Raw genomic sequence first — 11,269 nt, 5'->3', positions numbered from 1 at the left:
TTAACGCTCCCTTTTTGAAAGCGGGGGCAAAGGTACAACCTTTTTTCAAACTGACAAAACTTTTTTTGAAAAATATTTTTCCTAGTCTATTCCTATGAACTTCGCTCCCTTTCTGAAAGCGGGTGCAAAAGTAATACTTCTTTTCCAATTGAACAAATGTTTTTTTATACTCTCTCCATAGTTATCTCTCATCTCATTGATCCATAATCTCTTATTATTTAAAGTTTAACTTAATATTAACGGTTAGCGGCGGGAAATATGTTCAGTATTTCTAAGTTTTTGTTTTTGATCAAATAATTTTATATATAATCCCTTTGCAAAATCTTTAAAGTTTAACTTCGTTATGGAGGTATCTTTCATAGCTAAAAATATTAAGTTCAGAAATTTAACAAAATGAAATATTCTTGTTCAGAGTATACATTTTTATTTGGATTCTTAAAATATACAATAAAATCACTATCTTTGCATCATTATTATGGAACGTAAAATTATTCATATTGATATGGACGCTTTCTATGCCTCCGTAGAACAGCATGACAATCCCTCCTTATTAGGGAAGCCCATCGCTGTAGGAGGTAGTGAACCTCGTGGAGTGGTAGCTACTGCAAGCTATGAAGCTCGTAAATATGGCGTACATAGTGCCATGTCAGGAGTCATTGCAAGGCGCTTATGTCCCACCCTTATCTTTGTAAAACCTCGCTTTGAACGATACAAGGAAATCTCCTCAAGAATACGTAACATCTTCTATGAATATACTGATCTTGTAGAACCTCTTTCCTTGGATGAGGCCTATCTGGATGTTACTACCAATAAAAAGAATCTTTCCTCAGCAACCCTTATTGCTGAGCAGATACGTTCTAAAATATTTGAACAGACAGGACTTACTGCATCTGCCGGTATTTCTGTTAATAAATTTATCGCTAAGATTGCTAGTGATTATAACAAGCCCAATGGGCAGAAGACAGTTCCTCCAAGTAAAGTGCTTTCCTTTTTAGAAGGATTAGATGTTAAGAAATTCTATGGAATAGGTAAGGTAACTGCTGAAAAGATGTATCAGAAGGGGATCTTCACTGGGGCAGATCTTCGTGCTAAGAGTTTAGAAGAATTACAATCCTATTTTGGCAATAGTGGTGAATATTTCTACCAGATTGCTCGTGGAATTCATTTGAGTCCCGTGCAACCTTTTCGCCTAATAAAATCAATTGGGGTGGAGCACACCTTCGAGAAGAATATTTCCAGTGAAATATTTATGACAGAGCCTTTACAACAATTAAGTGAAGAAGTGTCATTACGACTTTCTAAGAAAAAACTATTAGCCAAGACAGTCACTTTAAAACTCAAATATAGTGATTTTAAGATACAAACACGTAGCCGTACCATACCTGAATTTATAGGGGATAGTCCTACTATCTATCATATTGTCAAAGAACTTCTCTATCAAGAAAAACTCCGAGAGTCTATACGGTTATTAGGGGTTTCTCTTAGCAATTTTAATTATCCTATTAAGGAGGATAAAGAACCTCATTGGGTACAACTCTATTTTGAATTTCCCCCTTGGGAGGAGTATCCTAAAAAATAATTTAATTTTTTTCTCAAAAATCTTTTCATAAACATATTTTTTACTACTTTTGCACTTACTTAAAATTAGTATAATGGCAAATCAAGAAGAATTTTTCAAGAAAGTAATTGCTCATGCCAAGGAATACGGTTATATTTTCCCTTCCAGTGAAATCTATGATGGGCTTAGTGCCGTATATGACTACGCTCAAAATGGGGTAGAACTTAAGAAGAATATCCGTGAATATTGGTGGAAAGCGATGGTGCAGCTCCATGAGAATATTGTAGGGATAGATGCTGCTATCTTTATGCATCCTACCACCTGGAAAGCCTCTGGTCACATAGATGCTTTCAATGACCCTCTTATTGATAATAAAGATTCCAAAAAGCGCTATCGTGCTGATACTTTGGTAGAGGATTATGTAGCTAAAATAGAAGAAAAGATAGAAAAAGAAATTGCCAAAGCACAAAAACGCTTTGGAGAAGCCTTTGATAAGGAACAATTTATCAGCACCAATCCTAAAGTTATTGAATACAAACAAAAAGCAGAAGCTATTCTACATCGTTTAGGAAAATCTCTCGAACGTGAGGATTTAGCAGATGTAAAAGCCCTCATTGAAGAATTGGAGATTGTTTGCCCTATTTCAGGCACAAAGAATTGGACTGAAGTAAAACAGTTCAACCTGATGTTCGGCACCAGACTTGGAGCTGCTTCTGAAGGTGCAATGGACTTATACTTACGTCCAGAAACAGCACAGGGTATTTTTGTAAATTTCTCCAATGTGCAAAAAACAGGGCGCTTGAAAATTCCTTTTGGAATTGCCCAAACAGGGAAGGCTTTCCGAAATGAGATTGTAGCCCGTCAGTTCATTTTTCGTATGCGTGAATTTGAACAAATGGAAATGCAATTCTTCATCAAACCTGGAACCCAACAACAATGGTATGAACATTGGAAGAAAACACGTTTGGATTGGCATCTCTCCTTAGGATTAGGAGTAGAAAACTATCGTTTCCATGATCATGAAAAACTTGCTCACTATGCTGATGCAGCCTGTGATATTGAGTTTAAGTTTCCTTTTGGATTTAAGGAATTAGAGGGAATCCACTCTCGTACTGATTTTGACCTAAGTAATCATGAAAAATATTCGGGAAAAAAGCTCCAATATTTTGATCCAGAGGAGAACAGGAGTTATATACCTTATGTATTGGAAACTTCCGTAGGGCTTGACCGACTCTTCCTTGCGATATTCTCTCACAGCCTACAGGAAGAAACTCTAGAAGGAGGCGAAACTCGTACTGTACTACGCTTGCCTTTTGTACTTGCTCCTACAAAGGTAGCCATATTACCTTTACTTAAGAAGGATGGTTTACCAGAAATCGCTTTGCAAATATTAAATGATTTGAAATACGACTTTACTGTAGCCTATGACGAGAAAGATGCCGTAGGTCGTCGCTATCGTAGGCAAGATGCCGTAGGCACCCCTTTCTGTGTGACAGTGGATCATCAGACCAAGGAGGACAATACTGTTACTATCCGCCACCGTGATACCATGGAGCAACAGCGCGTGCCTATTGCATCCTTAAAAGATATTATTTTTAAGGAAGTAGATATGAATCAATGGCTTAGAAAAATTAATAAATAATTTTTCTATATTTCCTAAAAAAGTAAAGACCTTTCTCTTATAAAGATAGGCCTTTACTTTTTAATACCTTAGAAAATTCGTAAGTCCTGCAAATTCACGCTGTATGACTATACTTCCATGTTCTACAAAAACATCGGCTATGGCTACTATCTTTACTGGGAGATTATATCCTTTTTCCTTAGTAAAAACAGCTATACTTTCCCCAAATCCTCCTGCTTTGCACCCTTCTTCTACGGTAATAATAGCTTCATATTTTTGAAAAATATGACGTAGTAGTCCCTCATCCAAAGGTTTTATCCAACGCATATCATAATGAGCAAAATCCTCTTTATCAGGACGCTTATTAATTTCTTCCATTACCTCATCAGCAATAGTACCCACCGAAAGAATAGCATAGCGATTTCCTTCCTTAAGTTGTATGCCTTTTTTTTCTATCCTTTCAAAAGGGAAATGCCAATGGATGAGCCTTCCATAACCACGTGGATAACGAATGGCAATAGCTTTATCATACTCAGGTAATTGTACTGTATAAAGAATATTTCTTAATTCTACCTCATTACGTGGAGCAAATATTTCTATATTAGGAATGCATCTTAAGTAAGCTATATCAAACACTCCCTGATGGGTAGCACCGTCCTCCCCCACTAGGCCTGCCCTATCTATACAGAAAATCACTTTGAGCTGTTGCAAAGCTACATCGTGAATGAGTTGGTCATAGCCCCTTTGCAGAAAAGTAGAATAAATGACCAAGAATGGCAATAGTCCTTGAGTGGCCAATCCTGCGGCAAAGGTGACTGCATGTTCTTCGGCTATGCCTACATCAAAGGTGCGAGCAGGGAATTGTTGCTGCATATAGTGGAGTGAACTACCTGTTACCATGGCTGGAGTAATGCCCACAATAGCCTTGTTCTCTGCGGCCAACTCACAGAGGGTATGGCCAAAAACGTCCTGAAACTTCGTTTGTTGCCTCTGCTGAGGGAGAAGTATACCCGTTGCGGGGTCAAACTTGCCTGGGGCATGAAAAAGCGTCTGTCGTTCTTCTGCCCTTTGGTAGCCCTTGCCTTTGGTGGTACGGATATGCACTAGTTGTACCCCAAAGAAATCTCTTGCTTGGCTTAGTATAGGAATTAGCTCTTCAAAGGAATGCCCATCGTAGCTGCCTAGATACTCTATTTGCAAATCAGCAAAGAAACTACCCTTATCGGCTCCCTTTGCCAAGCGTTCCAAGTAATAGCGAAAAGCACCTGTGGAGGGGTCTATGCCTATTTGGTTGTCATTGAGTACCACCAGCATATTGACCTTGCTATCTCCCATTTGGTTGAGTGCTTCCAAGGCCATGCCATTGACAAAAGAAGCGTCCCCGATGACAGCCACATGCTTGCGTGAGAAATTCTCCTCGAGCACTGCCGCGGTAGCCATGCCCAATACTGCCGATAGCGAAGTGCCTGCATGGCCTGTACCGAAGGGGTCGTATTCGCTCTCCTTACGCCTTGGAAAACCTGAAAGGCCACCCCATTGGCGATTGGTAGCAAAGCGTTCGCGCCTGCCTGTAAGGAGCTTATGCGGATAGGCCTGATGCCCCACATCAAAGACCAATATATCCTCAGGAGTATTGAAGACATAATGTAGGGCGATGGTCAGCTCCACCACGCCCAAGCCAGCCCCTAGATGGCCTTCTTTGGTAGCTACTTCATTAATGATAAAATGGCGCAACTCCCCCGCTAGCTGCCTAAGCTCAGCGAGAGAGAAATGGCGGATATCCGCAGGGGTATATACTTGTTCGAGTAAAGTCATTTTTTATTACAAAGAACTCAAATAATCCTGTAAAATAAGTGTGGCACTGATGCGATCCAAGAGGGCTTTGTCTTGTCGTTTTTTTTTCTTAGTGCCGCTTTCCACCAATATATGTGAGGCTATTTTGGAGGTAAAGCGTTCGTCATAGCGGGAGACGGGTATTTCGGGGAGTTTCTCTTGGAGTTTCTCCATAAAGGATACAATAGCAGCCTCACTCTCAGAGGGTTCGCCCGAGGTCTGCTTAGGTAGACCTATGATGATCCGTTCTACGGATTCGCTCTGGCAATATTGTTGCAAGAAATCCAATAGTTCAGTTGTTTCTACTGTCGCCAGTGCCGAGGCAATGAGCTTGAGTTCGTCCGTTACCGCGATACCACAACGCTTGGTACCATAGTCTATAGCAAGAATACGCATTTGAGCTTTTAATTTTAAGTTTTGAGTTATTCTCTTCATTTTTCACTTTTCATTCTTCACTTACCACCGTCCATATATATCCCTCCCAAAAGAAGCTCCGTGTCTCATACGCTTTATCTCCCTCGGGATGGGTGATGAGTGCTTGTTGGCGAGAGGCGAAGGATTGGAAATGAGGCACTTGCAAGTCCTCATAAAAGCGTACTGAAGGTAGGTCGGCTATCTTATAGAGGGCTTCCTTGATCGTCCATAGTTGGGTATAGGCTTGTATCTGGGTAAGCTCGTCCATATCAGAGGGAGCTTGCCAAGGGGTAAAGCGGGGGGCAAGGCGAAGGATACGGGGGGTACAGCGCTCTATGTCTATCCCTATGGGGTGCGGGCTTAGGGCAATCATCACAAAATCGTGGCTATGAGAGATAGAGATATATTGTCCCTCTATCTGCGGCTTACCCTCCGAGGTATAGTAAAGAGCTGTGGTAGGTAGTTGCGCCTCCCGCAAGAGGTGGCGGAGGGCTAAAAACTCCCTCTGTTTTTTCTCGCTGTGGAGGGTCGTCAGCCGCTCTTCCTCCCTTTGGGAGAGGGTGAGACCAGAGCTAAGCTGCACCACCGTCTCAGTGAGTTGCCATGTATAAACATGGGTATCGACTATATGGAGTTGCTGGAAAAAAGGCATCTATTTCGCAATTAGGGCGGTGATAAACTGGTAATCGTCTTCATTATTTACAAAATCCATATAAGAAACATCTATAACTAATATATTTAAGGAAGTATTTTTCTTTAGAAAAGAGAGATAACTTCTCTCTATACGTTCTAAATATTCTTTAGAAATAGGAGTCTCAAAGCTTCTTCCTCTTTTCTGTATGTTTTGTAATAAAATGTTAGTATTTTGATGTAAATAGATATATAAATCTGGTTTTTCCATACGCTCAAAGAACAAATAAAAAATCTCCTCATAGAGAGTATATTCTTTTGCTCCTAGTGTCTCAGAAGCAAAAATAAGCGATTTAGAAAGGGCATAATCAGCTATAAGTGGAATTTTTTCTTTTTTATTAGCAAGTACCTTCTGTAGCTGTTTATAACGGTCTTTGAGAAAATTTAGTTCTGTTGCTAAAGCAAAACGTTGAGGTTCCTTATAAAAATCTTCTAAAAAAGGATTGGAAAGAAATTCTTCCAAGAGTAGTTTTCCTGAAAAATCCCCTGCAAGCCTTGTGGCTAAAGATGTTTTTCCTGCTCCTATATTTCCCTCTACAGTAATATATTGATATTGTGTGGCATAAGAAGGATTTAATAAAGAAATTTTCTTTCTTACCAAAGAAAGTTCCGCAGCATCAGGGCAAGATTTTAGGAGTTCTTCCGTAGTTTTTTTCTGGATAGGATGCATATATTGTGGAGCAATATCCATTAAAGGAATCAATACAAACTTCCTAAAAGTCATTTTAGGGTGTGGTACACAAAGCTGATTAGTTTGAGCAACAATATCATCATAGTACAGAATATCAATATCTAAAGTCCGTGCCTGATACTCTTGTGAGGAAGAGGTAGCACGCACACGTCCTAAATGTCTTTCTATAGTATGTATCTTACACAGAACTTCCTCCAAAGAGAATTGAGTATGCACTTCCACACAAATATTATAAAAAGGAGTTGAGGAAAATCCCCATGCAGGGGATTCATATAAAGAGGATACTTTTGCTACTTCTCCCACCGACCGTGTAAGCAAAAAAAGAGCATGCTGTAAGTACTGTTCACGATTTCCTAAATTACTTCCTAAAGAAAGATATAAGATATGATATGCCATTGGATAAGTTCGATTTATGAAAAATTAAGAATTAAGATTTTGTCTTACAAAGTCTTGAATATCTTCAAAAAAAGGAAAAAAATCTTGTTCAAAAAAAGATTCTTCTGTTCGAAGAGAATCAGTAGCATATTGCATCTGTGAACGGAATCCTGTACGCCTATCCATTTGATAAAGGATTTTGCTAAGACCTGCAAAAGTCTGATAGGCTTTGAGCCAATTATCCCGAATCATATAAGACACAATAGATTGAGTTCTCGTATTAAGTATTTCTCTTTTTTCCTGTAGAAGGGTGTAAAATTGAGTAATATAAGTGTCCAGTGGCATAGCAGAGAATGTTTGCCAATGCTTAGCCAAGAAGTAATCATAGAAAATATCTGTAATCACCCCTGCGTAATGACCATAGAGGGGGACTAACCGCTTTTTGCTAGTACGAAAACGAGGATGAGCATCAGTGAAAGTATCTATCTGTCGGTGCAAGAGGATACCTTTTTGGACAGGTTGAGGATAGTCCAAATATTGTTTTCCACGTATGGTATCTCCCATAAAGTTTCCTATCTTGAGTAAATCATTATCATCTCCCGATAAAAAGATATGTGCTAAGAAATTCATTTTCCATTATTAATAATTAATGGCTAATAACTATTAATACTAATCATTAATCATCATTACTTATCCTTTACAATAACAAAACGTGCTTTATAACCCGTAAGTAGCGCCCATGTTTCACTAATAAGCACATTATTATTCTCATCTATTACACGGAACTCAGCAGTATTAGGTCCATAGAGCCCCTGATTAAGAGCCTTGATTTCTATTTTATTAAAACCTATTTTAAGAGGAATATGTAATTTTTGGAAATTACCACGAAGATATACATTGCTTACTATGAGTTCATCATTGAGATACACATCTACCAAATCACCATCCACATCAGCATAATCCCTACAGAAGATACCTACTGCATCAGCAGTACTATTGAACTCTCCATAGGATTTATCTCCCTTAAGTGCGGAGAGGTCATATTCTTCTTCTTGTTTCAAATTGGTCAAGTGATCAGGGAGTTTAAATTCCTTATGAGCATATTCCTTACGATACTGACCTGTGAAATCTACTCCTTTATTTTCTGAAGAGAAAGAAGGAGTTGGATTATTTTTCAGATAGTTTTTCATCCAAGATTCCACCCCTGAGGTTTTTTCAGAGGATTTAGGTTGCAAAGGGGCTTCTTTTTTAGGAGTAAGCGAAAACCTTCCTGTAGAAAGCTTCTCAGGTTGCCCATACATATAAGCAGTAAAAGCTAAGAATACTATTAGAATTGTTCTCATGTCAAGAAAAAAGCAAAAAGCATGCCAAACACAAAGGCGCAGAGGATTACGCCTTTGTTTGTTTACTATTTTTTCTTTACCAGAACCAATCTAGAGGTAAACTTTTGTCCTTGCATTTCTGCTGTATCAGAAATTATTAAAGAATCATTCTTAATAGTATAAGCACTACGTTCTATTCTTCCTGTTTCATTGGTTACCTTTATACTATCTTTGCTTGCCGTATAAGCGAGCTTGAAACTATCCTCTTTACAATCTTCTCTTTGCATAAAAGTATGATAGATAATAGAATCCTTTCCAAAGGAAAGATAAGTCTTCTTAGTACAATCATCTAAAGGTTGTGTTTTCCCATTCACAGCAATACTTGTCATTTGCCAATCTCCTGCCAAAGAAGATTTCTTTTCTGAACAAGCACCCAGTAGTGCCAAAAGGGCAGTGATGCCTATAATTTTTTTCATTGAAGTAATTTTGAGTGCAAAAGTACATCTTTTCTTTCAATTGTCCTAAAAAAATAAAATAAAACTTTTTTGTTTAGTAAAAATATAGTACTTTTGGCATTTGTTTCTTATCCATGAAGAAAGTAACTATTTTAGGTGGTGGAAATGTAGCTTATCACTTAGCCCAAGGACTTTCCAAAAGTTCAGAGTACACCCTTGTACAACTATATAATAGGAGCCCTCTAAGTGCTCACTTCTCCAGTATTCCCACTGAGAAAATAATGCTTTTGGAAGATTTACTTCCGGCAGATATCTATATTATTTCGGTAAAAGATGAGGCGATATCCTCCCTCTCATTAGACTTACCTTTTGAAGGGAGGCTAGTGGTACATACCTCAGGAAGTGTTCCTTTAGGAGCTCTAAGTGACAGACAACGGCGAGGTGTTTTCTATCCCTTACAATCGTTTTCAAAAGGGCAAACCATAGATTTCTCAAAAGTGCCTTTCTGTTTAGAAACAGAATATAAGGAAGATTTTCCATTATTAGAGGGTTTAGCGAGAGTTTTCTCTCCTAAATATTATGCTATTGATAGCCTACAAAGGCAATACTTACATATAGCTGCTGTTTTTCTAAATAATTTCACCAACCATCTCTGGTACTTAAGCGAAAAACTCTGTCAGCAAAAAAGAATTCCCTTTGAACTTCTACAACCTCTTTTGGATGAGACCTATCAAAAAGTTCAGCAAATATCTTTCTTTCAAGCACAAACAGGTCCTGCTAAGCGAGGAGACAGAGCCATCATAAAAAATCACTTAGAATTATTACATGGATTAGAAAAAGAAATCTATAAAAATATATCAACCTCTATATTAAATACTTATGGAAAATAAAAATTACAAGGAATTATTAAAGGACATTACCACTTTTATCTTTGATATAGATGGGGTGCTTACTCAGTGCCAAGTATTGGTACAGAACGATGGCGATCTGTTGCGTTCGTTCAATGTAAAGGACGGCTATGCCATTAAGCAGGCTGTTAATCAGGGCTATCGTATCGCTATCATCACAGGAGGGAATAATATAGGCACCCGTAAAAGATGTGAACAGTTAGGGATTACTGATATCTATATGGCTAATCATCTGAAGATAGAACCCCTAAAGGAGTTTATGGATAAGTATCAACTTCGCCCTGAGGAAATCCTCTATATGGGGGACGACATACCTGATGTAGCTCCTATGAAGTTAGTAGGTTTACCTACCTGTCCACAAGATGCCGTAGCTGAAGTAAAAGCTGTCTCTCGGTATATCTCCTACTTAAAAGGAGGAGAAGGTTGTGTAAGAGAAATTATAGAACAGGTAATGAAAGTACAGGGAAAATGGCTTACAGAGTTGACCCAACGCTTATAGACAAACTAAAAAATAATGTGTATCTTTGCCACTTGTTAAATTATATTACAACTAATAATGATTAATTATAACGGAGAAATACAACAGACAACCCCTGCCATCTCTGCTAAAAATCGTGGGTTTCTTTATGGAGATAGCGTTTTTGACCTTGTAAAATACGTAGAAGGGAAATTTCTTTTTTGGGAAGAACATTACTTACGGCTTATGGCAACTATGCGTATTGCTCGTATGGATATTCCTAATAGCTTTACCCTTGAATTCTTGGAAAATGAAATTCAGAAGACTATACAGGCAAATTCATTGAGTGCTAAACCTCTGTTGATACGAACTACCATTACTCGCAAAGAGGGAGGCGGTTACACTCCTGAGAATCAAGATATAAATTATTGTATTGATATTGACGGGATCACCACTCCTTTCTATCAAAACCTTAATATTCCTTATGAAGTAGAACTCTTTAGAGATTACTATACACAAACAGACCTATTGTCCACCCTTAACTCCACCAACCGCCTACTCAATATAATAGGAAGTGTTTTTGCCAGAGAGAATGATTATCAGAATTGTATCCTGATGAATACAAATAAAAATGTAGTAAGTTTTTTGGATGGAAACATATTCTTAGTATTTGGAAATGAGATAGTAACTCCTCCCTTGTCCGATGGAGTTCCTAATGGCATCACTCGTAAAAAGCTTATAGAGGCCATTAGAAAAACTAATGATTTTACTTTAGAAGAACGTACAGTATCTCCCTTTGAATTACAAAAAGCAGATGAGCTTTTTCTTACCAATACTCGTGAGGGTATACAGTCTGTAAGTAAATATCGTAAAAAGGAATTTACAAATACAACAGCAATAAAGCTATTGGGAAAACTCAATACTCTTGCACGCTTAGGATAAAAC

The 11,269-nt window shown here is 38.2% G+C and carries 12 protein-coding genes; 5 read left to right on the top strand and 7 right to left on the bottom strand.

Going from position 1 to position 11,269, the window contains the following annotated elements; genetic code table 11:
* The first annotated feature begins 475 nt into the window (after positions 1-475).
* Together dinB and VJJ03_RS06840 are read left to right on the top strand one after the other, a co-directional pair.
* Positions 476-1,579 carry a DNA polymerase IV gene (dinB, locus tag VJJ03_RS06845; protein ID WP_009745336.1) on the top strand — a complete coding sequence of 368 codons (1,104 nt, stop codon included), beginning with the start codon at positions 476-478 and terminating at the stop codon, positions 1,577-1,579.
* Between the two features lie 73 nt (positions 1,580-1,652).
* Positions 1,653-3,200: a glycine--tRNA ligase gene (locus VJJ03_RS06840; RefSeq protein ID WP_009745335.1), complete on the top strand. Its 1,548-nt coding sequence runs from the start codon at positions 1,653-1,655 to the stop codon at positions 3,198-3,200.
* A gap of 60 nt (positions 3,201-3,260) precedes the next feature.
* On the opposite strand, the gene VJJ03_RS06835 is transcribed toward VJJ03_RS06840, so the two are convergent.
* The 7 genes from VJJ03_RS06835 to VJJ03_RS06805 form a co-directional block, all read right to left on the bottom strand.
* Positions 3,261-4,994 (bottom strand): 1-deoxy-D-xylulose-5-phosphate synthase, encoded by a 1,734-nt coding sequence (locus VJJ03_RS06835; RefSeq protein ID WP_323974597.1) that lies wholly within the window; start codon positions 4,992-4,994, stop codon positions 3,261-3,263.
* A gap of 6 nt (positions 4,995-5,000) precedes the next feature.
* A complete protein-coding gene (gene ruvX / locus VJJ03_RS06830) occupies positions 5,001-5,408 on the bottom strand; it encodes a Holliday junction resolvase RuvX (RefSeq protein WP_040358274.1) in 408 nt (135 codons plus the stop codon).
* Between the two features lie 49 nt (positions 5,409-5,457).
* Positions 5,458-6,078: a 4'-phosphopantetheinyl transferase superfamily protein gene (locus VJJ03_RS06825; RefSeq protein ID WP_323974595.1), complete on the bottom strand. Its 621-nt coding sequence runs from the start codon at positions 6,076-6,078 to the stop codon at positions 5,458-5,460.
* Positions 6,079-7,203 carry a 2-amino-4-hydroxy-6-hydroxymethyldihydropteridine diphosphokinase gene (gene folK / locus VJJ03_RS06820; protein WP_009745331.1) on the bottom strand — a complete coding sequence of 375 codons (1,125 nt, stop codon included), beginning with the start codon at positions 7,201-7,203 and terminating at the stop codon, positions 6,079-6,081. It lies immediately after the preceding gene.
* Between the two features lie 24 nt (positions 7,204-7,227).
* Complete coding sequence (locus tag VJJ03_RS06815; RefSeq protein WP_323974593.1) at positions 7,228-7,812, bottom strand: acyl carrier protein phosphodiesterase; 585 nt, start codon at positions 7,810-7,812, stop codon at positions 7,228-7,230.
* Positions 7,813-7,868: 56 nt separating this feature from the next.
* Positions 7,869-8,525, bottom strand: coding sequence for a hypothetical protein (locus VJJ03_RS06810; RefSeq protein WP_323974592.1), 657 nt, complete (start codon positions 8,523-8,525; stop codon positions 7,869-7,871).
* Between the two features lie 65 nt (positions 8,526-8,590).
* A complete protein-coding gene (locus VJJ03_RS06805) occupies positions 8,591-8,980 on the bottom strand; it encodes a lipocalin family protein (RefSeq protein ID WP_009745328.1) in 390 nt (129 codons plus the stop codon).
* A gap of 113 nt (positions 8,981-9,093) precedes the next feature.
* Here VJJ03_RS06805 and VJJ03_RS06800 point away from each other — a divergent pair, with 113 nt between their 5' ends.
* From VJJ03_RS06800 to VJJ03_RS06790, 3 genes are read left to right on the top strand one after another with little or no spacing between them, the layout of a single operon-like run.
* Positions 9,094-9,849, top strand: coding sequence for a Rossmann-like and DUF2520 domain-containing protein (locus VJJ03_RS06800; protein WP_009745327.1), 756 nt, complete (start codon positions 9,094-9,096; stop codon positions 9,847-9,849).
* Positions 9,839-10,366: a KdsC family phosphatase gene (locus VJJ03_RS06795; protein ID WP_009745326.1), complete on the top strand. Its 528-nt coding sequence runs from the start codon at positions 9,839-9,841 to the stop codon at positions 10,364-10,366. The genes VJJ03_RS06800 and VJJ03_RS06795 overlap by 11 nt, the downstream gene beginning before the upstream one ends.
* 57 nt (positions 10,367-10,423) lie before the next feature.
* Complete coding sequence (locus tag VJJ03_RS06790) at positions 10,424-11,266, top strand: aminotransferase class IV (RefSeq protein ID WP_009745325.1); 843 nt, start codon at positions 10,424-10,426, stop codon at positions 11,264-11,266.
* Positions 11,267-11,269 lie beyond the last annotated feature (3 nt).

The sequence above is a fragment of the Capnocytophaga sp. G2 genome, assembly GCF_035282625.1.
GTDB lineage: Bacteria > Bacteroidota > Bacteroidia > Flavobacteriales > Flavobacteriaceae > Capnocytophaga.
The sequence above is the reverse complement of the archived record's forward strand: the minus strand, read 5'-3'. Positions and strand labels throughout refer to the sequence as shown.

Bases quoted from the DNA above. Each gene is read 5' to 3' on its own strand.
- dinB (WP_009745336.1), top strand. From the start codon at position 476: ATGGAACGTAAAATTATTCATATTGATATGGACGCTTTCTATGCCTCC.
- VJJ03_RS06840 (WP_009745335.1), top strand. From the start codon at position 1,653: ATGGCAAATCAAGAAGAATTTTTCAAGAAAGTAATTGCTCATGCCAAG.
- VJJ03_RS06835 (WP_323974597.1), bottom strand. From the start codon at position 4,994: ATGACTTTACTCGAACAAGTATATACCCCTGCGGATATCCGCCATTTC.
- ruvX (WP_040358274.1), bottom strand. From the start codon at position 5,408: ATGCGTATTCTTGCTATAGACTATGGTACCAAGCGTTGTGGTATCGCG.
- VJJ03_RS06825 (WP_323974595.1), bottom strand. From the start codon at position 6,078: ATGCCTTTTTTCCAGCAACTCCATATAGTCGATACCCATGTTTATACA.
- folK (WP_009745331.1), bottom strand. From the start codon at position 7,203: ATGGCATATCATATCTTATATCTTTCTTTAGGAAGTAATTTAGGAAAT.
- VJJ03_RS06815 (WP_323974593.1), bottom strand. From the start codon at position 7,812: ATGAATTTCTTAGCACATATCTTTTTATCGGGAGATGATAATGATTTA.
- VJJ03_RS06810 (WP_323974592.1), bottom strand. From the start codon at position 8,525: ATGAGAACAATTCTAATAGTATTCTTAGCTTTTACTGCTTATATGTAT.
- VJJ03_RS06805 (WP_009745328.1), bottom strand. From the start codon at position 8,980: ATGAAAAAAATTATAGGCATCACTGCCCTTTTGGCACTACTGGGTGCT.
- VJJ03_RS06800 (WP_009745327.1), top strand. From the start codon at position 9,094: ATGAAGAAAGTAACTATTTTAGGTGGTGGAAATGTAGCTTATCACTTA.
- VJJ03_RS06795 (WP_009745326.1), top strand. From the start codon at position 9,839: ATGGAAAATAAAAATTACAAGGAATTATTAAAGGACATTACCACTTTT.
- VJJ03_RS06790 (WP_009745325.1), top strand. From the start codon at position 10,424: ATGATTAATTATAACGGAGAAATACAACAGACAACCCCTGCCATCTCT.